The organism is Micromonospora sp. NPDC005174 (genome assembly GCF_040608495.1).
Lineage (GTDB): Bacteria > Actinomycetota > Actinomycetes > Mycobacteriales > Micromonosporaceae > Micromonospora.
This window is the reverse complement of the sequence record NZ_JBEXIJ010000019.1, coordinates 60,104-81,752: the sequence shown is the minus strand read 5'-3', so window position 1 is coordinate 81,752 and position 21,649 is coordinate 60,104. Positions and strand designations below refer to the sequence as shown.

The following is a 21,649-nucleotide window of genomic DNA, read 5'->3' as shown; positions in this document are numbered from 1 at the left end:
GCCAGGTGACCCGGTGGGCCGGCGGCAAGGTGAACGAGCCGGTCCCGTCGGTCAAACGCCGACGCGCCCGGCCCGACGAAATGTCGAGCCGGGCGCGTCAGTTCGGGTTACGCCACGAAGCGGGCGCGGCGTCGCCGCGCGATCACGAAGCTCGCGCCACCGACGAGCAGGAGCGCACCGCCGATGCCGGCCACGGTCGCGGTGTCGGCACCGGTCACGGGCAGTCCGCCGCCATCACCGCCGGCGGCGACCGGGCTCGTGGAGGTGGCCGCGATCGGCGCGACGGTCGACGTGGCGCTGGGCGTCGGGGTGGGCTGCGACGTCGGCGACGTCGTCGGCGTCGGGGTGGGCAGCGACTTGCAGTCCAGCGCCCGCGCGTCGTACAGGCCCTCGTTCAGGTAGGCCAGGTAAGGCTCGACGCCTTCGGAGTCGAGCGTCTTCTGTGCGGCCTCCTTCACATTCGGGCCAGCGCCGGTCATCGTCTGCCCCACCTTGATCCGCAGATCGATCGCCCAGACGGTCTGCGCGTCCTTCTTGAGCCAGGCGCGCAGGTCATCCGAGGTGCCGCCCAGCCGCTCCTGAATGATGTCGGGCAGGGTGGGCAGGGCTTCCGTGTCTGCGGCAGACAGGATCCGGTTGGTCAGCAGCCGTAGCTGGCTGACACTGGCGGTGTCCAGGTCGAAGGTGAACAGCTCGCGGATGTCCTTGAACGTCTTGCGCTCGACCGTCTGGCAGTTCTGGTCCAGCCCGGGCGCCGCCGCGGTCTGTGCCATCGCCGGTGCCGCCGGAACCATGAAGGCCAGCGCTATCGCGATGCCGGCCGGAATCTTCCACTGCATGTAGATGTACCTCCCCGTTGTAGATCAAAGCTTGGGCATGTTATCGAAGACGGGCGTGTCGCAATGCCCCGCGTTTACCGTGATCGGAGGCGGGGAACCGCGATCGTGCGTATCGACGTGAACGAACCAGATTCGGCCGAGAAGTTCTGGGATGGGATGCGGCAGGTAGCCGCCGCCGCCACCCGGCACCAGGATCACGAACTGTTCGAGGCCATCGTCCAAATCGGCAGGTCAGCCCTTGCCCAAGGTGTCGAACTCGTGCCGTCGAGCGGGTCCTTCCTCCACTGTCCGGTGTGTAGCTCCCGGTCCGGGCAACGCTGTATCAATGCGCCGAGTCACCCATTGGGCGACGATCGACTACATCCGGAGCGCGTCGAGTTGGCCGAAAAGACGATACGAGGGGAGCTGCCGCTCCCCGAGCTACTTCGATGATGTGCCGGGCGGTGCAGCGGACTCCCCCCGGGGCGAACGGCGGTGACGGACGCGTCAGGAGCGGGAGTGCCGTCGACGGGCGAGCCGCTGAAAGTGCGGACCTGCCCACAGCCACAGAAGTGACACTGCCAATCCGACTGCTCCCATCGCGACGATCACGCCCCGGGGCAGCTCGGTGTTGACCGGCTCCGGCATGCACCTGGCCGGTGTGTAGTCGACGGTCAGTCGCTGGTGCAGCGCCGGCAGCCGCCGATCGGGGAACGACTTGTCGTAGATGCCGCAGATGGTCGGCCCGTCGACGGTGTCGACGCGTACCAGCACGTAGGGATCGTGGGCGGTCTGGGCCGGTTCCACCGCGATCACCGTCGCCGGCAGCAGCACGCCGACCGGCGGGGGCGGTTCACGGTCGTCGGTGATGCCCATCAGTATCAGCAGGCCGCACGGCAGCAGCAGCGCCAGCGGAAGACTTGGCCAGGCCTTCGGACGAGTTCCATTGGCCAAGAACGACGGCATGGTGCCAGGTTAGCCAGCACGATCAATCGTGAGCGGTGCCGTCTCGCCGCGCTCGACGGTGCGTACCTGCTTGACCCAGCCGCGCCGGCGGGCCTCGTCGACGAAGTGCGCCAGCGGGGAGCGGAACACCGGGTAGTCGTCGTAGTGGATCGGCACCGTCAGCTCGGGGCGTATCAGCTCCACCAGGTCCGCGCCCTGCTGGGCGTCCATGGTGAGCAGGATTCCGGCGACCTTCGTGCCGCCGAGGTGGATCAGCATCGCGTCGATGTCCGGATAACGCTCTGCGATGGGGGTGAGCAGCGGTCGGTTGAGCGTGTCGCCGGTGACGTACAGGCGGAACTCGCGCCGTCCGTCGCGTTCCACGTCGATCATCGTGCCCATCACGTCGGGCAGCAGCCGGTCCACGACGCCCGGACCGTGCTTGCCGGGCATCGAGGTCAGCCGCACCGTCGTACCGTCGCGGTGCAGCTCCCGTGACGACCAGGTCGGCAGGCCGTCGGCGGCCCGGAAGCCCCAGCGGCGCAGCCGGCGTTCGGCGGCGGGCGTGGTGACGATGGGCAATTCGCGGTCGAGTTCCCGGCGGGCCACCCGGTCGAAGTGGTCGCCGTGCAGGTGGGACAGGACCACGGCGTCCAGGTGGGGAAGCTGGGCGATCCGCAGCGCCGGGTCCGTGCGTCGGCGCGACCACAGCCCCTTGCCGAGGTACGCCCGCTGGCCGCGGTGCAGGAGGTTCGGGTCGGTCAGCAGGGTGAACCCACCGATCCGTAGCAGCGTCGTCGCGGTGCCGATGAACGTGACCTGCGGATGTTCGACCATCATGCCCACCTCCTCGAACTCCGGTACCCCGGCCGGTGGTGTCCAAGCGGGCGAGCTGGTGGTCAGTCGCTGTCGACGGGCTGGGCGAGGTCGGGTCGGGCCGACGGGAAATGCGCGACGAGCCTGGTGAGCGCGCCGTTGGCGACGGTGGCGCCGAGCGCCGATCCGGCGCCGATGGTCCAGCCGACCGGGCCGAGCGGTGTGCAGCCGAAGAACTGGCTCACCCCCGGAGTCTGCACCACCACGACGAGCACTCCGAGCGATGCCGCCGTGGACGCCAGCACCGCCGGGCTGGTGCCTCCGGCCAGGATGGTCTGTCCGAGCTGGGTGCCGACCAGCGAGACGAGGGCGACGGTCCCGGCCCGCCGCTGCCGGCCGGTGTACCGGGCCAACGTCCAGCCGACGGTCGCGCCCAGCGTGGTGGACGCCGCGCGCAGCGCGATCTCCCTGCTGAGGGTCTCGCCGAGCGATGTGTCGGGCCCCTCCCGGAGCAGGCCGTCGGTACGGTCCGACGCGGGTGGCCGGACCGCGATGGCGAGCGCCGGTGCCAGGTCGGTGAGCAGGTTGACCAGCAGTAGTTGCCGGCCGGTGAGGGCGGAGCGGCCGGTGGCCGCCGCGCTGAGCACGCTGAACGCGATCTCGCCCAGGTTGCCGCCGACGAGGATGCTCAGCGCGTGCCGCACCGAGGACCACATGGCGCGGCCCTCGACCAGGGTGGCGATGATGGTCTCCAACCGGTCGTCGGTGACGACCAGGTCGGCGGCTGCCCGGGCGGCCGGTGTGCCCCGTTGGCCGAGGGCGATGCCGACGTCGGCCAGCCGGATCGCCGGGGCGTCGTTGGCACCGTCGCCGGTCATCGCCACGGTCCGCCCGCACTTCTGCAACGCCTGGATGATCCGCACCTTGTGTGTCGGGGTGCAGCGGGCCACCACGTCGGTGGTGGACAGCCGATCGGCGAGCGCCTCGTCGTCCAGTTGGTCGAGTTCGCTGGCGGTGACCACCCGCTGCTCGTCGTGTTCGCTGATGGTGGCCGCGATCGCCTCGGCGGTGGCCGGATGGTCACCGGTGATCATGATGGTGTGCACGCCCGCCTGCCGGATGCGCCGGACCGCCGGTGCGGCGCTCTCCCGGACCCCGTCCGCGAGTGCCAGGAACCCCACGAAGGTCAGCCCCCGGACGTCGGAGTCGGTGATCTGCGCGGAGTCCACGTGGCACTCGGCGACCGCGAGGATGCGGTGCCCCGCTCCCGCCCGATCGGCCAGCAGGCGGTGCAGCTCCGCGCGGCCGGCATCGTCCAGCGGCTCCTGCCGGCCGTCGGTACGCCGGTTCGCGCACCGCGGCAGCACTGTCTCCGGGGCGCCCTTGACGCTCAACAGCAGGTGGCCGTCCGTCTCGCCGATGCTGGCGTGGTAGCCGCGGGACGGCTCGAAGGGCAGTCCGCCGGCCGCACGCCAGCCCGCCGCTCCGGTCTGCTCCACCACCTGGGCCGTGGCGGCGCCCCGCCGGACCGCCCGGTCGGTCTGCAACGCCAACTCCTCCGGATCGTCCGCCGCCGGGGTGGCCCGCAGCGCCGTGGCGAGAGTGAGTCGGAGCCGGTCGTCGAGCCGGTCCACCGGCGCGTACCGGTCGCCGACACCGTCGCCGACCCCGGCGAGCAGCAGCTTGCCCTCGGTGAGGGTGCCGGTCTTGTCGAAGCAGAGCACGTCCACCCGGCCCAACGCCTCGATCGTGCGCGGGTTGCGGACCAGAGCGCCGTGCTCGGCGAGGCGCCGGGCGGCGGCCAGCTGCGCCGCGCTGACCAGGAACGGCAGCCCCTCCGGCACCGACGCGACGGCCAGGTTCGCGGCGGTCGCCGCCGTTTCGGCCAGGGGTACGCCCCGGAGCAGGCCCGCCCCGGCCACGGCGATCGCCGAACCGGCGGCCAACGGGATGGCTGCGCTGGTCAACGAGCCGAGTCGCGCCTCCACCCCACTTGTCGGGGGTGCCTGACGGACCAGCGCCAGGCTGCGGCCGGACTCGGTGTCGGCGCCGGTCGCCACCACCACCGCGGTGCCGTGGCCGGCGGCGACGGTGGTGCCCTCGTACAGCATCGAGTGCCGGTCGGCGATGGCCGCGGCGACGACCGCCTGACTGCTCTTGGCGACCGGCAGCGACTCGCCGGTCAGCGACGACTCGTCCGCCTCCAAGCCCACCGATTCGAGCACCCGGCAGTCCGCCGGCACCGAGTCACCCGGTTCGAGGGCGATGACGTCTCCGAGGACGAGGTCCTCGGCCGCGACGACCTGCTCGGCCCCGTCCCGGCGCACCCGGGCGGTGACCGCCGAACGCGACAGCAGCTCGGCCAGCGAACGTTCGGTGTTGCGCTCGTGCACCGCCCCGATCAGGGCCGACCCGCCGACGACGCTGCCGACCAGCGCCGCGTCGACGAGTGAGCCGAACGACGCGGACAGCACCGCCCCGGCCGCCAGGACGGGAGTGAGCGGGTTCGACAGCTCGTCCAGGAACGCCCGCAGCAGGCCACCGCCGGCGGGATGTCCGCCACCGCCGGTGTCGTGGCCGTCGTGTCGGCGCTGCGCTTCCGCGTTGGTCAACCCGTCCGGCGTGGTGTCCAGGCGGTCGAGCACGGTCCGGACCGGCATCAGGTGCCACGCCGTCGCCACCGGTGCCGGCGTGTCCGACCGGTCGGGTAGCCGGCTGGCCCGCCAGACTCCGTTGGCGAACGCCAGTCCCGCCGCGCCGTTGACCGCCACGAGCGACCGGTGTGGCAGCTGGGTCGGCGGGGCGGTGAACGCGCCGAGCGCCCCCAGCCCGGTCCCCGCCATGGCGAGCCGGATGTTCTGCTGGGTCATCCGCCGGGCCGCCCCGGTGGCCTCGATCACCAGGGCCACCACCCGCAGGTCGGTGCCGACGAGCAGGTGCGCCCCCCACGGGGGCAGTTCCTCGGGAGCGGACATTCCCAGACCGCAGTCGGACGCGCCGAGCGCCGCCCGGTCACCGGAGACCAGCATGACCACCGCGCCGTCGCGCTGGAGCCCGCGTACGGAGTCGGCCAGCCGGTCGCCGCCCGGCAGCAGCGCGTCGGCGAAGTCGTACCGCTGCTCGTCACCACCGGCCACGACCAGTCTCAGTCCGGCCTGCCGCGCGACGGCGGGTAGACCGTCGACCCCGGGCGCAGGCTCCGGTTCGACCCGCAGCAGCGCCGCCAGTCGTCCCCCGTTCGTCAGCCCCAGCAGCTGTCCACCGGCCGTACGCAGCCGCTCGCCGTCGGGCACGTCGCCGTGATCGCCACCGGGCAGCCGGGAAAGAGGTGCGAGCCGCCAGCCGTCGGACTCCCGCGAACCGGTCGGGTCGGCGGGGTCGAAGAGCGTGAACGCCCGCTCCGCGACCTCGTCGACGTCCACCCCGGCCGCCGGAGCCAGATCGGCGAGTACGCCCCGCTCCGACCCGAGCACCGCGGCGTCCAGCACCAGCGTGTCGATCCGGTCCAGGTCCCGCAGCACGCTGCGGTCCATCGCGATGACCCCGCGCCGGGCGAGCACCCGACCGAGTTGTGCCGCGTACCCCTCTCGTCCGCTGCCCGGGGCCTTCGGTAACGCGGACAGGCCCAGCGCGGCGGCCCGCTTGGGCCCGGCGAACGGCGTCGCCGCCGCTGCCGCCGCCGCACCGGCGGCCAGCATCCGGTTGATGTAGCGCTCGACCGGGCCGTCCGGCTTCGGGCAGGGCCGGTCGACCGACGGCCACCGGGCGGTGGCGCGTTCCGGATCGCCGGTCAGCCGCGGCTCGGCCTTCTCCCACGCGGCGAGTTGGGCCCGCGCCTCACCCCACTGCACCATCCGCTGGGCGCCGTCGAGCACTATTCCCGTCCACCTGCCGGTCAGGCCCTGCACGACCGCCTCGGCCAGCGGAAAGATGACGTCGGCGCGGGGGTCCGAGCGCAGCCTCCTGCCCACGAAGGCGTGCAGCTTCGGTTGCAGGTCCGCGGCGGCGAGCAGGCCGGCGACCTCACCGGGCAACGGTGTGAACGGCAGAATGCGGGTGGCCGCCGAGATGGTCAGGCCCAGCGCGTCCGAGGCGAGCGCGCCGAGGGTGCGCGGCGTACGCGGCCCCTCCTCCGGCGGGTGCGGGGGCGGGATCTCCGGGTCCGGTTCGTGGTCACAGGTCCGTTCGATCCGGCTGATCGCGGCGACGAGGTCCCGCAGCCTCGGCTCGGGAGCCTGCACGGCCACCACGACCCGGCCGGACGGCGCGTTCACCCGGGCCCAGGCCACGCCGGGCAGCCGTTCGAGCGCGGCCTCCACCTGCCGGGCCAACCGGTCGCCGCCGTCCTGGCAGACGCCGTGCACCTCGATGTGGTGGCGGCCGGGACGCGACCACACCCGACGTCGGGACAGGCCGGCCGTCCGCGCCAGCCGGGTCGCGGCCGACCCGACGGTCCGGGACGCCTCACCGACCAGGTTCGGCACGCCGATGGACGGCAGGAGACGGCCGGCGGCGCGACCCGCCGCCGTCATCGAGGCGTACGGTCGGACGGACGCCGACCCGACCCCCCGTTGCCGCGTGCTGTGCCGTCGGTCATCTCGTCCTCCCACCGCCCTCGCGTCCGGCGGCCTGGCTTCCCGACCTGCCGTCCGTTATGCCCCCGAGACGGCCGGAACTTTGCGCCGCCGACGGTGCATGGACGGGGTGGGCGGTGGAATCCGACGACCAGCACCGGACACGGGGAGGCCGGAATGAGCACCTTGACGCGACACCTCAACGGTTCACGCGAGAACGTTCGGATGTACAGCCGGCGGGTCGCGCTGCCGATGCTGGGCGAGGTGGCCGTACCGCCGCCGGACAAGGTCGCCTACTACGCCGGGCTCGGAGTCCTGGCCGCGTTGCAGGTGATCGAGTGGCCGCTCGCCCTGGTGATCACCGCCGGGCATGTCCTGGCGGACCAGCATTTCTCGGGACTGGTACGCGGCGTCGGGGAGGCGCTCCAGGAGACCTGACGAGAGCCGGATCACCCCTGGTTGACATGAATCCGGGTTGAGGTCGCAGGCTCGGTGCATGTCGAGCCCAACCACCACCCTCGCCCCAGCGCCCGTAGGGCTGTTCGCACCTCGGCTCCGGGCGATGACGGTGGGCAGTGTCGCGCTGGTGTCGCTGCTCGCGTTCGAGGCGTTGGCGGTGGGCACGGCCATGCCGACCGTCGCGCGCAGTCTCGACGGCCTGGCGCTGTACGGCATCGCGTTCGGTGGTGCGTTCGCCGCCGGTGTGCTGGCCATGGTCGTCTCCGGCATCTGGTGCGATGCGCGGGGACCGCGGGGGCCGATGTGGCACGGCGTCGCCTGGTTCGTGGTCGGGCTGCTGATCGCCGGGACGGCACAGGTGATGACCATGCTGGTGATCGGCCGGGTGGTGCAGGGGTTCGGCTCCGGACTGCTCTCGGTGGCGCTCTACGTCATCGTCGGACAGGCGTACCCGGAGGAGCTGCACCGGCGGATCTTCGCCGCGTTCGCGGCGGCGTGGGTCGTACCGTCGCTGGTCGGGCCGGCCCTGGCCGGGCTGATCGTCGAGTACCTGGGCTGGCGATGGGTCTTCCTCGTGGTGCCGGCGGTGGCCGTCCCGGCGGTGTTGCTGATCCAACCCGGGCTCCGGTCGCTCGACACGACCGTGCCGACCCGGCCGCCGGGCGGCGCGGTCGCCCGCATCGGTTGGGCCTGCGGGGCGGGCGCGAGCGCCGCGCTGCTGCACATCGGGGGACAGCAGCGCGGCGCGGCGGCCCTGGCGGTGGTCGCGCTCGCGCTGGTCGGTCTGGTGATCTGCGCTCCGCGCCTGCTGCCGCCCGGGTTCCTGCGGGCGGCCCGTGGGCTGCCCACCGTCGTCGGTCTGCGGGGTTTGGCGTCGGCGGCGTTCGTCGGCGCCGAGGTGGTCATCCCGTTGATGCTCTCCCGGGAGCGGGGACTGTCACCGACCGCCGCCGGGCTGGTCCTCACGGTGGGTGCGTTGGCCTGGTCGGTGGGCTCCTGGATACAGGGCCGGATTCCGGTGCCGGCCTCCCGGGCCAGCCTGCCGCGCGCCGGCCTGTGCGCCATCACCGTCGGTACGGCGACGGTGGCGCTGGCCGTCCGACCCGAGGTGCCGGTTGCCGTCGCCGTGCTCGGCTGGGCGGTCGCCGGGCTCGGCATGGGACTGCTCTACCCGTCGTTGTCGGTGCTCACGCTGGAGCTGTCGGCTCCCGGCGAGCAGGGCCGCAACAGCTCGTCGTTGCAACTGGGGGACTCCCTCTTCGCGGCGACAGTGCTGGCGCTCACCGGTGCCGTACTGGCCGCCGGGAGCGCGCCCGGCCCGTCGAGTTACCTGGTGACGCTTGTGGTGGCGGCCGGTCTGGCGCTGCTCGGCGCGTTGCTGGCCGGCCGGGTCGTGGTGCCGGAAGGTACGCGGACGGGCGGGTGATCGGCCGACGATTCGGCGCATCGGTTCCGGTCAGGCGTCAGGCTGGCAGGCGATGAGCTTCCTGACCGTCCTGCCGCTGGCCGTGGTGATGGTCGCCGGGACCCAACTGGTCGTGGCGGTCTTCCTCGCCTCGTCCGACCGGCCCCGGGCAGCGTCGTCGGTGCAGGGCTGGTGGTCGCCGCCGGTGTGACGGCGAGCTGGCTGCTGACCCGGGTGCTGGGTGGGCTGGCGACCGATGCCAGCACCGCCGCCCGGAAGGTCGACAGCGGTCCGGCCATCGACCTGGTGGTGCTCGCGCTGCTGGTGGTCCTGGCCGTGGTGATCTGGCTGCGCCGCGACCGGTCCGGGCCGCCGCGCTGGCTGGGCAGTGTCAGCCACGCCGATCCGCGTTGGGCGGCGCGGACGGGCGCGCTGCTCTTCGTGGTGACGCCCACCGACGACCTCACCATGGCGACGGTGGGCGCGACCGTGGCCCGACACGATCTTCCGTGGTGGCACCTGGTGCCGTTCGTGCTGCTCACCGTGCTCCTGCTCGCCGTGCCACTGCTGGCGTTGGTGCTGCTCGGGCAGAAGGCCGCGCGGACGCTCGCGCGGATGCGGGAGTGGGCGGAAGGGCACGCCTGGATCGTCAACGAGATCGTGATCGCGTTCTTCGCTCTGCTGACCGTGCTGGACCTGATCCGCTCGGGTTGACGCAGCCGTCACGTGTGCCGCCGGCACGCCGTCATCAGCACGACGGGCCGCGCAGGAGGAGGGGGACGATGAGGGTTCTGGTCACCGGGGCGGGTGGTCGCCTGGGAAGCGCCGTGCTGTCGCGACTGCGCGACGACGGGCTGGCTGTCCGGGCCACGAGTCGCCGGCCCCGTACCGGCTCGGGCGTCGACTGGGTGGTGGTCGACCTGGCCTCCGGGGACGGGCTGGTCGAGGCGGTGACCGGCGTGGACGCGGTGCTGCACCTGGCGTCCTCGCCCCGGGGGCGTACGCACCAGGTGGATGTACTGGGCACACGGCGGCTGGTGGTGGCCGCCGGCGCGGCAGGTGTGCGGCACCTGGTCTACGTCTCCATCGTCGGGGTGGACCGGGTGCCGTTCGCGTACTACCGGCACAAGCTCGCCGCCGAGCAGGTGGTCGCCGCCGGTCCGGTGCCGTGGTCGGTGCTGCGCGCCACCCAGTTCCCCGAGTTCCTCGACGACCTGCTGGCTTCCAGCGCGCGGCTGGGCCCGGTGCTTGGTGACCGCGCGGTCCTCGCCCAACCGGTCGATCTGGACGAGGTGGCGGCCCGGCTCGCGGCGCGGCTGGCCGCCGGTCCGCTCGGGGGCATCGAGGAGTTCGGCGGGCCGCAGGTGCTCCGCTTCGACGAGGCGGTCCGCACGTGGCGAGAGGCGCGGGGGTCGCGTCGGCCACTGCTGCCGATCCGGATTCCCGGTCGGCTCGGCCGGGAACTGCGCGCCGGTGGACTGCTCACCGAGGCGCTGCCTCGCGGCGTTCGCACCTGGGGAGACCACCTTCGGGACACGTACGGGGGAACCGCGCGGAGATGAGAGGGACGCCGGTTCACGTTCGTCTTACGGTGACGTCATGTTCGTTGTCGTTACCACGGTGATCCTCTACGTCTTCGGTTTCGTCTTCCTCTACGGCGTGATCCGGCTGGGCGTCCGGCACGCGCTGGAGGACCTAGAGCTTCAGCGAGCCCGGGCCCGCCGCGAAGAGGAGCTGGCGGCCGCCCGCGACCGTTCGTTCATGCACGACAACGCGTTCCTCGCGGGCAGTTGAACCGCGACGCGGAGGTGGTGTCGCGGGACGCCACGGGAGTCGGCGGGCGGGCCGGCGGCACGGATGCGAGGATCGCACCCGTGATGGGAACGCTGAAGACCGAACCGGCCCGTGCCCGCCTCGATCTGCTCGCCGCGCCGGTGGCGGAGGCCATCGCCCAGTGGCCGGCCGACGCGCCGGTGGACGTCGATGACGTGCTGGTCGCACCGATCGACGCCGACCTCGCCGACACGGCGGCCTTCTGTGAGGCGTACGAGGTGGGGCTGGACGTGTCGGCCAACTGTGTCGTGGTGGCCGGCAAGCGCGACGGTGTGGTCCGTTACGCGGCCTGCATCGTGCTGGCGACCACCCGGGCCGACGTGAACGGGGTGGCCCGCAGGGCGCTGGACGTCCGCAAGGCGAGCTTCGCCCCGATGGCCGACGCCGTCGAGTTGACCGGCATGGAGTACGGCGGGATCACCCCGATCGGACTGCCGGCCCAGTGGCCGATCCTGGTGGACTCCCGGGTGATCGCCACCCCGCACGTGATCATCGGGTCCGGCGTACGACACAGCAAGATCGCCCTGCCGGGGCCGGCGTTGGGCGCACTGCCCGGCGCTCAGGTCGTGGAGGGCCTGGCCAGGCCGGCCTGACCAGGCACCGGCATCGATACCGTTGCACGTGAAACATCACGCACGTCGATATGGCTAGCGAGCGGCAGCCTCCCGCTGCTCGACCTCGGCCAGCGCGGCGAGGAGCGTGGATGTCTCCTGGGCGCCACTGACCGCATACTTGCCGGCCAGCACGAACATCGGCACGCTCGTGATGCCCAGGTCGTGGGCGGCGGCCAACTCGGCGGCGAGTTCGGCGGTCCGCTCGTCGGAGTCGAGGAACCGGCGGGCGTCGGTGGCGTCGAGGCCGATCGAGCCGGCGATCGTGGCCAGCGCCTCTCGGGAGCCGACGTCGAGGCCCTTCGTGAAGTGCGCCTGGTACAGGGCCTCCACCATCTCGGCCGCCCGGTCGCGCTCGGCGGCGTAGGCGATCAGCCGGTGCGCGTCGAAGGTGTTTGCGGCCACCGCGTGGTTGTAGTCCAGCCGGAGCCCGTCACCCGCCGCCACCTGGACCACCCGTGCGACCATCTGTCGCGCCCGCTCGGGACCACCGAACTTGTCGGCCAGCGCGTCGACGACCGGAAGCGGCTCGGGCACCGGCGACGGGTCGAGCTGGAACGGCCGGTAGCGGACGGTCACCTCGCCGTCGTAACGGGCGATTGCCTCGTCCAGGCGACGCTTGCCCAGGTAGCACCACGGGCAGACGACGTCCGCGTAGATGTCGATCTCCATGATCGGTGGCAACTGCCCGGTCAGGCGAGTTGTTCCCGGATCTGCCGCTTGAGCCGTCCCAGGATGGCGGTGCCGCCCCGCACCCGCAGTGGGCTGATCGCCTGCGCCAGGCCCATCCGCTGGTAGAGATCGTCCGGGACGGCCAGCACCTCCTCGGCGCTCGCGCCGGCCAGCCCCTCGGCGAGGATCCCGGCGAACGCCCGGGTGGTGGGCGCCTCCGGCGGGCAGTCGAAGAGCGTCTCGACCACCCCGTCCGGCGTCACCGTGGCGCGCAGGAAGAACGCCGTCTGGCACTCGGGCACCTGCTCCATGCCCTCGTGCCCGGCGGCGTCGGCGGGCAGCGGCGGGATCACGTCCGCGTACTCCAGCAGCATCTCCAGCACCAGGTCGCGCGGCGCGGCGGCGAACTCGTCGACGATCTCGGCCAGTCGGGCCGGCATGTCAGCCATGGGTTCGAGGTTACCGCCGGCGCCGACGGCTCACGTGGTCGGCGACTGTTCGCTGATCTCGCTCAACGCGCTTGTCGGGTCGAGCTGCATGGCCAGGTCACCGAGGGAGACGATCCCCACCAGCTTGCGGTCGGTGTCGCAGACCAGCACCCGTCGGATGCCGCGCTCCCGCATCAGCGCCGCGGCCTCGCCGGCCGTGCAGTGCTGCTCGATCATGACCACCTCGCGGGTGACGATCGAGCCGATGGTGGTGGCCGCCGGTGAGGCGTTCTCGGCGACGGCCCGCACCACGATGTCCCGGTCGGTGAGCATGCCGGCGAGGGTGGCGCCATCGGTGACCACCACGTCGCCGATGTCCGCCTCCTTCATCACCCTGGCCGCCTCGTCCAGGGTGGTCTCCGCCGACAGGTACACGACCTGCTTGGTCATCACGTCGCTGACCCGGTAACCGGTCATGAGATCCTCCGAAGACGTATCACCCGATCCGACTGCACTACCCCGTGACGCGGTGGCTACACCAGGTTCGCACGCTCTCGGCCGACCTCGTCGACGATCCGTTCCACCACACCGTCCACCGGAAGTTCCACCCGCCCGTCGCCGGCCCGCTCGCGCAGCTCGACGTACCCGTCGGCAAGTCGGCGGCCGACCACGACGGCGCGCGGGATGCCGATCAGCTCGGCGTCGGTGAACTTCACACCGGCCGAGACGTGCGTCCGGTCGTCGACCAGCACGCGCAGGCCGGCGGCGGCCAGCCGCCCGCCGAGGTCCAGCGCCGCGTCTAGCTGCGGGCCCTTGCCCGCCACCACCAGGTGTACGTCACACGGCGCGACCGCCGCCGGCCAGCGGAGTCCCCGCTCGTCGTGGTGCTGTTCGGCGATGGCCGCGACGGCCCGGGAGATCCCGATGCCGTAGCAACCCATGGTGGGTCGGACCGGCTTGCCGGCCGGCCCGAGCACGTCGACGGCGAACGCGTCGGTGTACCGGCGGCCGAGCTGGAAGATGTGCCCGATCTCGATGCCCCGCCGGATGGTCAGCTCGCCGTCGGCGCAGTCGGGACAGGGGTCACCGGCGCGCACCTCGGCGGCCTCGATCGTGCCGTCGGGCGTGAAGTCCCGCCCGCAGACCACGTCGGTGGCGTGCCGACCCGGCTCGTTCGCCCCGGTCAGCCATGCGGAGCCGGTCACCACCCGGGGATCGACCAGGTAGCGGATGCCCAGCTTGGCGAGTACCTGCGGGCCGATGTAGCCGCGTACCAGCTCCGGATGCTCGGCCCACTCGTCGAAGACCGCCACCTGGGCGGGCTCCAGCGCGGCCGCGAGCCGCTTCAGGTCGACCTCCCGGTCGCCGGGCAGCCCGACCACCAGAGGTTCGGCGCGGTCCGCCCCGGGCTGACGGACGGTCAGGACGACGTTCTTCAGGGTGTCGGCGGCGGTCCAGCCGTCGCGGTTACCGAGTCGGCGGCTGTTCGCCAGCTCGACCAGGCTGGCGATCGTCGGGGTCTCGGGGGTGTCGTACACCTGCGCCGCGGGCTGGGCGGCGGGGTCGCCTGCGGCGGGCGCTCGGGTGAGGACGGCCTCGGTGTTCGCCGCGTAGGCACAGGCGGTGCAGCCGACGAACGTGTCCTCGCCGACCGGCGTCGTGGCCAGGAACTCCTCCGACGCCGAGCCGCCCATCGCGCCGGACATCGCGTGCACCACCGTGTGCTCCAGGCCCAGCCGGTCGAAGATCCGCTGGTACGCCGCCCGGTGCCGGGCGTACGCGTCCCGCAGGCCCGCCTCGTCCAGGTCGAAGGAGTACGCGTCCTTCATCAGGAACTCCCGGCCCCGCAGCACACCGGCCCGGGGTCGCGCCTCGTCGCGGAACTTCGTCTGCACCTGGTAGAGCGTCACCGGGAAATCCCGGTACGAGGTGAACACGTCCTTGACCAGCAGCGCCGCCATCTCCTCGTGGGTGGGCGCCAACAGGTGCTCGGCGCCGCGCCGGTCGGCGAGGGTGAAGAGGAGGTCGCCGTACTCGGTCCACCGGCCGCTGGTGCGGTAAGGCTCGGCGGGCAGCAGCGCCGGGAAGTGCACCTCCTGGTCGCCGATCGCGTTCAGCTCGGCGCGCACCACCTCGGTGATCCGGTCCAGCACCAGCTTGCCCAGCGGCAGCCACGTGTAGCCGCCCGGCGCGGCGCGACGGATGTAACCGGCGCGCAGCAGCAGCCGATGGCTCGGCACCTCCGCGTCGGCCGGATCCTCGCGCAGGGTCCGCAGCAACAGGGTCGACATGCGTAGCAGCATCCGCGCAGCCTAGGACCGCGATCCGGGTTGTGGCGATCCAATTCGGGCGGGCGTCACGGAGTGCCGGGAAGCCGGCCCTCGCAGCGGACGTCCGGGTCGGCGACTGGCCGGCGGGGCATCATCCAGTCCAGGGCGGTCTCCTCCACCGGCCAGCCGCGCACCGACACCAGGCTGTACGGCACCGCCGCCGGCTGTGGGCAGAGGACCTGCGACTCGACCCAGCCGTTCGGCAGGAACCGCACGGTGGCGGTCCGGTCCAGCACGATCGTCGACGTGTCGGTGACCGTGATGAGCGCGCCGAGCACCACCTGCCGGCCGTCGGCGGCGGACGGGGGGCCGTCCGGGGTTGCCGTGCCGCCGTTCCCGGGGGCGCCCGGGGCCGCTGAGGTCGTGCTTTTCGATGGCCGCGAGGCCGAGCCGCCCGGGGCTGTCGACGCCGGGACTTCCGGGGCCGTCGCGGCCGATTGCTTCGGGAGCACCTCGACCGCGGCGAGGGGTAGCAGGGGCACCCGGAGGAAGACCGCGCCCATCACCACCGGGAGTACGACGGCGACCGTGAACGCCAGGCCGTGGGTCAGCGTCGGAGCGATCCAGTCGGGGACCGGGCCGGTGAGCAGCAGGGTGGCGGCGGGCGGCACCGCCAGCAGGGCTGCGGTGGCCAGCTCGCCGTCCCGGTACGCCGTCCAGATCGCGGGTCCGAGCACGCTGTACGCCAGGACCGCCGCCGCCAGCGGCAGGGCCACGCTGACCAGCAGGACGCGGGTCGGCTGATCCGGGTGCAGGTAGCGGGTGCGCAGCGCCAGCAGCCAGAGGCCGAGCATCAGCAGCGACGGCAGGAAGCGGAGCTGCCAGGTGAGCGCCCCCAGCGCGACCGCCGCGGTGATCACCCACCCGGGGGTACGCGCCGTCCCGGAGGCCAGCAGTGAGCGTTCCGGGTCGAAGCGGTCAGGAGCGCTGAGCCGGAGCAGCCGACCGAGGACGCCGAAGGTGAGCACGACGACGGGGAACGCCCACACCAGTGCGATCAACAGGGCACTGAGCAGGCCGAGCGGGCTGACGTACTGGACGAGCAGCAGCATCGTGGACATGTCCTGCCGGCTGAGCTGCCACAGCCGCAGCACCAGCAGGAGGACGGGGAAGGCGGGTAGGAGGGTCAGCAGCCACTGTTGCGCCTGCCGCGCCCCCGCCATCCGGCGCGGGCGAACGGCCCCGAACGCACCGGTGACGATCCGGGGTGCGCCGGCGGTGGTAGCGCGATCCTCTCCCACGGCCACTGTCGCACCTCTACCTTTCTCGGCTCGGGCTGCTGCTGCTCCGCGACCGGCTGCGGGAGGTTGTAGCCCTGCTGCCAACGGAGGTTGGCGTTGAACGCGTTCTCCCAGGCCGAGTTCTCCTCGTCCTTGGCCGATTCGTAGAGCGCGAGGTCGACCAGGTCGAGCAGGGCCTGGTTGGGACCGGTGTTGACACCCCACCGCTCCTGCGGAGACGAGCCGATGTCCCAGTGCTGCAACGGTTTGACGTTCTTGAGGAACACCGGGAAGTGCTGACCGTCGGCGCCCGGCTGGTCACCGGTGACGAACCCGGCGAGGATCGCCGCGTCGGTGGTGACGGCCTGCACCTTGCCGTCGTACAGCTCCTGGACGCACTCGCTGATCCTGTTCCGGCCGACCGGCGTGGCGCCGGCCTCGGCGAGGCGCTGGATGGACGTCGAGGTGGTCAGCGAGCAGACCGTCAGTCCCCGCAGATCCTCCAGGCTGCTCACCTGCCCCTTGAAGTCCTTCAACGTCAGCACCGACTGCTCGGTGTTCAGGTACGCGGCCGAGAAGACAGCGCCCTCCTCCCGGCGCTTGTCGTTGATGCTGTACGAGGCGATGACCAGGTCGACGATGACGAACCCGTCGTTGTCCTGGGCCTGTCGACGGGCCCGGTCCTCGCTCTCGATCGGCACGAAACGCACCTGGGAGTGGTCGAACCCGAGATCGCTCGCGATCATGTACGCGATGTCGACGTCGAAGCCCTTCCAGACGTTGTTCGGAAGGCGCTGCGAGATGCCCGGCTGGTCGTCCTTCACCCCGATGACGAGCTGCTGCTTGCCCTTGAGGCCGGCGTCCTCCAGCAACTCGTCCCGCGTCGGCGGACCCGCGGCGAGGATGATCGGGACCAGTGCCGCCGCCAGGACGGCCAGTGCGACGACGAGCCCCACGAGCCGGATCTGACGGGTCCGTGTGCTGCGCGACGGTGTGCCCAACTCCGGGGCCGGCCCGGCGGGGCTCGGCTCGCTTGCCTGACTCAACTAGGCCCTCCCCGCTGCACGGCCCGGTGACCGGCTCTCCATTGTGGGGCCTGGTGGCGAACCATGGCACTCCGCCATCAGCCGGATTCGCGACTGGTCCGTGAGGGCTAAGTCGGTCGTCCGATTGCCGGTGTGGCGGTACGCCGTCATGCGCTCCCGGGCCCATGTCAGCGCTCCGCACGTTCCAACCCGGCCCTGACACCGCTCGCAGGACCCCAGGATCCAGTGCCGCCGGATGATCTGCTTGGCCACAGCGACCCGACGTTGCGGGTGATCGACACGAGTTCACCGAAGTTGCGGTGTCAACCCGACTCGGATACCGCGATATCGGTGAACTCGTGTTGATCAAGGCCCTCGATCAAGGCCCTCGATCAAGGCCCTCGATCGAGGCGCGCGCATGACCTCCGCCACGTCGACCGATCGGGGCACCGGCCGATGCGCCTCCGGTGAAAGACTGGTCGCCGCAGGCAACGGTGGCGTGAGGGGGGCGCGGGTGCGCTGGCGCAGTTTTGTCGCGGTCGGGGACAGCTTCACCGAGGGTATGGACGATGCGTACCCGGATGGCACCTTCCGAGGTTGGGCGGACCTGGTGGCGACCCGACTCGCCGTCGAGGCGGGCCCTGACTTCCGGTACGCGAACCTGGCCATCCGGGGCCGGCTCTTCCCCAGTGTGGTCGCCGAGCAGGTGCCCTCCGCGGTGGCGATGAAGCCGGACCTGATCAGCTTCGCGGCCGGTGGTAACGACGTCCTTCGTCGGAGCTTCGACCCGCAGGCGCTGGTCTCCCGCTTCGACGATGTCGTCCGGCAGCTCCGTTCGGGTGGCGCGGACGTGCTGCTCTTCCGATTCGCGGACGTGATGGCGCGGCTGCCCGGTCAGCGTCTCGTCGCGCCCCGGGTGGAACTGCTCAACCACGCGGTCGGGGAGACCGCCGCGCGGCACGGCGCGATCCTGGTCGACCTGTACGCCGACGACACGTTCCTCCACCCGATGCTGTGGAGCACCGACCGGCTGCACCTCTCCCCGGCCGGGCACCGGCGCGTCGCCGCGCAGGTGCTGAACGCGCTCGGCGTGGGCTGCGACGAGGAGTGGCTGATGGTCCCGCCGCACCCGGCGCCGTCGCCGTGGCTCGCCGCCCGCGCGGCCGATTTGCGCTGGGCCGGGCAGTACCTGGCTCCGTGGATCAAGCGGCGGCTCACCGGCCGATCGTCCGGCGACACGGTGACCGCGAAGCGCCCGCTGCTCGGGCCGATCGTCGACTGAACCGTGCGCACCCTGCACACCGCGCCACTGCTGCGCCGCGAACAGGACGGCGAGCCGGTTCCGGACCACGGCGTGCTGGTGGACGGCGACCGCGTCGAGGAGGTCGGCCCGTTCGCCGAGCTGACCGAGGCGTACGCGGAGGTGCGGGTCCGTCGTTGGCCCGGCACGCTCGGGCCCGGCCTGCTGCACGACGGCCCGCTGCCGGCGGCGCCCACCCCGCGTGAGCGGGTGCACGCGGCTGCTGCGACGCGGGGTCACGGCGGTGCTCGTCGAGCATCTGGCCGAGCCGGCGCTGCGGGCCGCCGTCGGGCGGAGCGACCTTCAGGTGCTGGCCCAAGCTGTGACGCCGACCCTTCTTGCCGGTGGCCGGGCGGATCTGTCGGTGCACGACGCCGACGGCACCTGCCTCGCGACAGTGGTCGCCGGCAGGATCGCGCACCGACGCGCCTGAGCGCGTCCCTCACCGGATCGTGCCGACTGCCATCCACCCCCGGCCCTCTGGCGGGTCACCCGACAGCGCTCCGGCTGGATACGATCCGCTACCCCCATCAATCACGCATGGGGACCATCGGGGAAGGGTGGATGAGGGATGACCCTCATGCCTGTCAGGACGTCGTCCAGATCAACCAGGCGACCCGTGCTCGCCGCCGCACTGTCCACACTGGCCGCCGTCGGAATGGTCGTCGTCTCGACCGCCACGCCGGCTGCCGCCTACGACGTGCGCTACGAGAAGAACAACTCCTGGGCCTGGACGGACTCCGTACAGCCGAAGACGATCAACATCGATCAGGCAGGCGACGTGCCGATCGGCACCTGGGTCGACAAGAAGGGGCGTGCGCACACCTCGCGGGCGTACTTCACCTTCGACATCACCCGCTATAGGGGTGCGGACATCCAACTCGCCACGTTCGATGCCAAGGAGACCAGAGCGGGCGACTGCACCAAGCGTCCTGAGGTGGAGTTGTGGCGCACCGCGCCGTACACCGCCCAGTCCAGTTGGACGAAGCCACCGGTCGACCTCGCGCGGATCGACACCACCACGTTGCCTGCCGAGCTGGGCTGCCCGTGGTCCTACGTCGGTTTCGACGCGACGGAAGGTCTTCGCCAGGCGCTTGCCGAGGGCAAGAGCACGCTGACCCTGTCGCTCCGGCTCCCGGCGGCGGTCGAGAAGGACCCGACGCTGGCCCGGAAGTACGCCAGCCAGGTCGGTCTCTCCATCGACCACAACTTCCCGCCCGGGGTGCCGACCGATCTACAGACCCTGAGTGGCACGAGTTGCACCGTCGCCGAGCCGTACCAGGTGGTACCACGGCGCGACCTGATTCTTTCGGCGGTCGTGCACGACAAGGATCTCAACGTCACCGGTGGGACGGACCAGCTCACCGCGACGTTCGCACTCTGGCCGGTCGACGAGCCGGAGGCGCGGATCGTACGGGCCGACTACGTCCGCGACGGTCAGCGGGCGCTGGGCCGGTTCTGGGCTCACGACACCCCGCTCGAGCACGACCGCGTCTACGCCTGGCAGGTGCAGGCGGCGGACGACCGGGCCACCAGTGACTGGAGTCCGGTCTGCTACTTCCGTACCGACCACGAGGGCCCGGCCACGGCTCCGACGGTCGCCTCCACCGACTTCCCGGTCGACGGGCCGCAGCCGCCGGCGCTACCGGGCGAATTCACCTTCGACGCCGCAGGCGCGGTGGACGTCGTCGGGTTCCGCTACCAGCTCAACAGTGGTGCTTCAGGCGTGGTGACCGCCAACCATCCCGGGGGTTCGGCCACGGTGACCCTCACCCCCCGTAGAGGCCCGAACTCCCTCGACGTGTGGAGCGTCGACGCCGTCGGTAACGAGTCGCCGGTCACCAACTACAGCTTCTTCGCCACCGGCACCGCGCCGAGGATCTCCGCGACCGTCTACGAGGAGTGGGGCGAAGGCGGTGGGCCGGGTGTGCCCGGCGTGTTCACCTTCACGCCGGTCGTACCCGGCACCGTCAGCTACCGCTACTCGTTCTTCAACGAGGAGCCCCGCACGGTGCAGGCTGACGCCGACGGGAGCGCATCGGTGACCTGGACGCCGACGGAGGCCGGCTTCTCGATGCTCGAGGTCGTCGGCATCAGAGCGGACGGCACCGAGTTGGACCCGGCCACCTGGTACTTCACGGTGGCCGAGGGGCCCGCAAGCAGCTAGACCGACGTCTGCCGGCCCGTCATCCGTCCCCGGGTGACGGGCCGGCAGCGTTCCGCGCCACATCCGTGACCCCCCGATCCCCGATGGCGGGCCGTCCGGCGGTGCCGCGGCGTACCTTGGGGATCATGTCTGTGCCGAACGATCCTGATCCCCGCCTCCAGGCGTACGCCGACCCGCAGCGACTGGTCACCACCGACTGGTTGGCCGAGCACCTGGGCGACGAGGGCCTCGTCGTGGTCGAGTCCGACGAGGACGTCCTGCTCTACGAATCCGGTCACATCCCCGGCGCCGTGAAGGTCGACTGGCACCTCGACCTGAACGACCAGGTGACCCGGGACTACCTCGACGCGACGGCCTTCGCCGAGATGTGCGCCGCGAAGGGCATCGGCCGGGGCGACACAGTGGTCTTCTACGGCGACAACTTCAACTGGTGGGCCGCGTACGCCCTCTGGGTCTTCTCGCTCTTCGGCCACGCCGACGTGCGGCTGCTCGACGGCGGCCGGCAGAAGTGGATCGCCGAGGGGCGCGAGCTGACCCGCGACAAGCCCGCCCGACCACGCGCGGACTACCCGGTGCCGCTGCGGGACGACGCGCCGCTGCGGGCGTTCCGCGAGCAGGTGATGGCGCACATCGCCGTGGGCCGGCCGCTGGTCGACGTGCGGTCCCCGGGCGAGTACACCGGCGAGATGCTGCACATGCCGGACTACCCGCAGGAGGGCGCGCTGCGCGGCGGGCACATCCCGGGCGCGGTCAGCAAGCCGTGGAAGTCCGCCGCGAACGAGGACGGGACGTTCAAGTCCGCCGACGAGCTGAAGGCGATCTACGCCGACCAGCTCGGGCTCAGCCCGGACGACGACGTGATCGCGTACTGCCGGATCGGTGAGCGGTCCAGCCACACCTGGTTCGTGCTGCGGCACCTGCTGGGCTACCCGCAGGTGCGCAACTACGACGGCTCGTGGACGGAGTGGGGCAACCTGGTCCGGGCGCCCGTCGTCAAGGGCGACCAGCCCGGCGGTATCGCCGCCTGAGGGGTGCGCCCGGCCGGC

General features: G+C 71.9%; 22 protein-coding genes. 11 read left to right on the top strand and 11 right to left on the bottom strand.

The window, feature by feature from the left end; translation table 11 throughout:
- Positions 1-107 precede the first annotated feature (107 nt).
- The 5 genes from ABZU91_RS21160 to ABZU91_RS21140 form a co-directional block, all read right to left on the bottom strand.
- The gene (locus ABZU91_RS21160; RefSeq protein ID WP_355242916.1) at positions 108-839 is read right to left on the bottom strand and encodes an LPXTG cell wall anchor domain-containing protein; all 732 of its coding nucleotides are present in this window, start codon (positions 837-839) and stop codon (positions 108-110) included.
- Between the two features lie 24 nt (positions 840-863).
- A complete protein-coding gene (locus ABZU91_RS21155; RefSeq protein WP_355242913.1) occupies positions 864-1,061 on the bottom strand; it encodes a hypothetical protein in 198 nt (65 codons plus the stop codon).
- A gap of 264 nt (positions 1,062-1,325) precedes the next feature.
- A complete protein-coding gene (locus tag ABZU91_RS21150) occupies positions 1,326-1,784 on the bottom strand; it encodes a hypothetical protein (protein WP_355242910.1) in 459 nt (152 codons plus the stop codon).
- A gap of 9 nt (positions 1,785-1,793) precedes the next feature.
- Positions 1,794-2,603: an MBL fold metallo-hydrolase gene (locus ABZU91_RS21145; protein WP_355242907.1), complete on the bottom strand. Its 810-nt coding sequence runs from the start codon at positions 2,601-2,603 to the stop codon at positions 1,794-1,796.
- Between the two features lie 59 nt (positions 2,604-2,662).
- A complete protein-coding gene (locus tag ABZU91_RS21140; RefSeq protein ID WP_355242904.1) occupies positions 2,663-7,111 on the bottom strand; it encodes an HAD-IC family P-type ATPase in 4,449 nt (1,482 codons plus the stop codon).
- A gap of 219 nt (positions 7,112-7,330) precedes the next feature.
- On the opposite strand from ABZU91_RS21140, the gene ABZU91_RS21135 reads away from it, so the two are divergent.
- The 7 genes from ABZU91_RS21135 to ABZU91_RS21105 all read left to right on the top strand — a co-directional run bounded on the left by ABZU91_RS21135 (position 7,331) and on the right by ABZU91_RS21105 (position 11,443).
- Entirely contained in the window at positions 7,331-7,591 is a 261-nt protein-coding gene (locus ABZU91_RS21135) for a hypothetical protein (RefSeq protein WP_355242901.1), read from the top strand.
- A gap of 58 nt (positions 7,592-7,649) precedes the next feature.
- Entirely contained in the window at positions 7,650-9,038 is a 1,389-nt protein-coding gene (locus tag ABZU91_RS21130; protein WP_355242898.1) for an MFS transporter, read from the top strand.
- Positions 9,039-9,090: 52 nt separating this feature from the next.
- Positions 9,091-9,228, top strand: a complete 138-nt coding sequence (locus ABZU91_RS21125; RefSeq protein WP_355242895.1) for a hypothetical protein — start codon at positions 9,091-9,093, stop codon at positions 9,226-9,228.
- Positions 9,210-9,731 carry a GAP family protein gene (locus ABZU91_RS21120; protein ID WP_355242892.1) on the top strand — a complete coding sequence of 174 codons (522 nt, stop codon included), beginning with the start codon at positions 9,210-9,212 and terminating at the stop codon, positions 9,729-9,731. The genes ABZU91_RS21125 and ABZU91_RS21120 overlap by 19 nt, the downstream gene beginning before the upstream one ends.
- Positions 9,732-9,799: 68 nt before the next feature.
- On the top strand, positions 9,800-10,579 hold the full coding sequence (locus ABZU91_RS21115; RefSeq protein ID WP_355242889.1) for an NAD(P)H-binding protein: 780 nt from the start codon (positions 9,800-9,802) through the stop codon (positions 10,577-10,579).
- A 37-nt stretch (positions 10,580-10,616) separates the two neighbouring features.
- Positions 10,617-10,811 carry a hypothetical protein gene (locus tag ABZU91_RS21110; RefSeq protein ID WP_355242886.1) on the top strand — a complete coding sequence of 65 codons (195 nt, stop codon included), beginning with the start codon at positions 10,617-10,619 and terminating at the stop codon, positions 10,809-10,811.
- A gap of 83 nt (positions 10,812-10,894) precedes the next feature.
- On the top strand, positions 10,895-11,443 hold the full coding sequence (locus tag ABZU91_RS21105) for a YbaK/EbsC family protein (protein ID WP_355243023.1): 549 nt from the start codon (positions 10,895-10,897) through the stop codon (positions 11,441-11,443).
- A 54-nt stretch (positions 11,444-11,497) separates the two neighbouring features.
- Here ABZU91_RS21105 and ABZU91_RS21100 read toward each other — a convergent pair whose 3' ends face one another.
- From ABZU91_RS21100 to ABZU91_RS21075, 6 genes are read right to left on the bottom strand one after another with little or no spacing between them, the layout of a single operon-like run.
- Positions 11,498-12,133, bottom strand: a complete 636-nt coding sequence (locus ABZU91_RS21100) for a DsbA family oxidoreductase (protein WP_355242883.1) — start codon at positions 12,131-12,133, stop codon at positions 11,498-11,500.
- 20 nt (positions 12,134-12,153) lie between these two features.
- Complete coding sequence (locus ABZU91_RS21095; RefSeq protein WP_355242880.1) at positions 12,154-12,582, bottom strand: SufE family protein; 429 nt, start codon at positions 12,580-12,582, stop codon at positions 12,154-12,156.
- Between the two features lie 30 nt (positions 12,583-12,612).
- Positions 12,613-13,038 (bottom strand): CBS domain-containing protein, encoded by a 426-nt coding sequence (locus ABZU91_RS21090; protein WP_355242877.1) that lies wholly within the window; start codon positions 13,036-13,038, stop codon positions 12,613-12,615.
- A gap of 56 nt (positions 13,039-13,094) precedes the next feature.
- Positions 13,095-14,864, bottom strand: a complete 1,770-nt coding sequence (locus ABZU91_RS21085; RefSeq protein ID WP_355242874.1) for a proline--tRNA ligase — start codon at positions 14,862-14,864, stop codon at positions 13,095-13,097.
- A gap of 53 nt (positions 14,865-14,917) precedes the next feature.
- Positions 14,918-16,132 (bottom strand): hypothetical protein, encoded by a 1,215-nt coding sequence (locus ABZU91_RS21080; RefSeq protein ID WP_355242871.1) that lies wholly within the window; start codon positions 16,130-16,132, stop codon positions 14,918-14,920.
- Positions 16,018-17,157, bottom strand: coding sequence for a transporter substrate-binding domain-containing protein (locus ABZU91_RS21075; RefSeq protein ID WP_355242868.1), 1,140 nt, complete (start codon positions 17,155-17,157; stop codon positions 16,018-16,020). Before ABZU91_RS21075 ends, ABZU91_RS21080 begins: the two co-directional genes overlap by 115 nt.
- Before the next feature lie 493 nt (positions 17,158-17,650).
- Here ABZU91_RS21075 and ABZU91_RS21070 point away from each other — a divergent pair, with 493 nt between their 5' ends.
- From ABZU91_RS21070 to ABZU91_RS21055, 4 genes are all read left to right on the top strand, one after another.
- Entirely contained in the window at positions 17,651-18,418 is a 768-nt protein-coding gene (locus tag ABZU91_RS21070) for an SGNH/GDSL hydrolase family protein (RefSeq protein WP_355242865.1), read from the top strand.
- Between the two features lie 220 nt (positions 18,419-18,638).
- Positions 18,639-18,869 carry a hypothetical protein gene (locus ABZU91_RS21065; RefSeq protein ID WP_355242862.1) on the top strand — a complete coding sequence of 77 codons (231 nt, stop codon included), beginning with the start codon at positions 18,639-18,641 and terminating at the stop codon, positions 18,867-18,869.
- 147 nt (positions 18,870-19,016) lie between these two features.
- Positions 19,017-20,603: a hypothetical protein gene (locus ABZU91_RS21060; RefSeq protein WP_355242859.1), complete on the top strand. Its 1,587-nt coding sequence runs from the start codon at positions 19,017-19,019 to the stop codon at positions 20,601-20,603.
- 125 nt (positions 20,604-20,728) lie between these two features.
- The gene (locus ABZU91_RS21055; protein ID WP_355242856.1) at positions 20,729-21,631 is read left to right on the top strand and encodes a sulfurtransferase; all 903 of its coding nucleotides are present in this window, start codon (positions 20,729-20,731) and stop codon (positions 21,629-21,631) included.
- The last annotated feature ends 18 nt before the right edge of the window (positions 21,632-21,649 follow it).

Excerpts from the sequence above, each read along its gene's own strand:
- ABZU91_RS21060 (WP_355242859.1), top strand. The coding sequence starts at position 19,017 with ATGCCTGTCAGGACGTCGTCCAGATCAACCAGGCGACCCGTGCTCGCC.
- ABZU91_RS21145 (WP_355242907.1), bottom strand. The coding sequence starts at position 2,603 with ATGATGGTCGAACATCCGCAGGTCACGTTCATCGGCACCGCGACGACG.
- ABZU91_RS21160 (WP_355242916.1), bottom strand. The coding sequence starts at position 839 with ATGCAGTGGAAGATTCCGGCCGGCATCGCGATAGCGCTGGCCTTCATG.
- ABZU91_RS21110 (WP_355242886.1), top strand. The coding sequence starts at position 10,617 with ATGTTCGTTGTCGTTACCACGGTGATCCTCTACGTCTTCGGTTTCGTC.
- ABZU91_RS21130 (WP_355242898.1), top strand. The coding sequence starts at position 7,650 with ATGTCGAGCCCAACCACCACCCTCGCCCCAGCGCCCGTAGGGCTGTTC.
- ABZU91_RS21090 (WP_355242877.1), bottom strand. The coding sequence starts at position 13,038 with ATGACCGGTTACCGGGTCAGCGACGTGATGACCAAGCAGGTCGTGTAC.
- ABZU91_RS21095 (WP_355242880.1), bottom strand. The coding sequence starts at position 12,582 with ATGGCTGACATGCCGGCCCGACTGGCCGAGATCGTCGACGAGTTCGCC.
- ABZU91_RS21085 (WP_355242874.1), bottom strand. The coding sequence starts at position 14,864 with ATGCTGCTACGCATGTCGACCCTGTTGCTGCGGACCCTGCGCGAGGAT.
- ABZU91_RS21105 (WP_355243023.1), top strand. The coding sequence starts at position 10,895 with ATGGGAACGCTGAAGACCGAACCGGCCCGTGCCCGCCTCGATCTGCTC.
- ABZU91_RS21135 (WP_355242901.1), top strand. The coding sequence starts at position 7,331 with ATGAGCACCTTGACGCGACACCTCAACGGTTCACGCGAGAACGTTCGG.
- ABZU91_RS21125 (WP_355242895.1), top strand. The coding sequence starts at position 9,091 with ATGAGCTTCCTGACCGTCCTGCCGCTGGCCGTGGTGATGGTCGCCGGG.
- ABZU91_RS21150 (WP_355242910.1), bottom strand. The coding sequence starts at position 1,784 with ATGCCGTCGTTCTTGGCCAATGGAACTCGTCCGAAGGCCTGGCCAAGT.
- ABZU91_RS21100 (WP_355242883.1), bottom strand. The coding sequence starts at position 12,133 with ATGGAGATCGACATCTACGCGGACGTCGTCTGCCCGTGGTGCTACCTG.
- ABZU91_RS21115 (WP_355242889.1), top strand. The coding sequence starts at position 9,800 with ATGAGGGTTCTGGTCACCGGGGCGGGTGGTCGCCTGGGAAGCGCCGTG.
- ABZU91_RS21140 (WP_355242904.1), bottom strand. The coding sequence starts at position 7,111 with ATGACGGCGGCGGGTCGCGCCGCCGGCCGTCTCCTGCCGTCCATCGGC.
- ABZU91_RS21055 (WP_355242856.1), top strand. The coding sequence starts at position 20,729 with ATGTCTGTGCCGAACGATCCTGATCCCCGCCTCCAGGCGTACGCCGAC.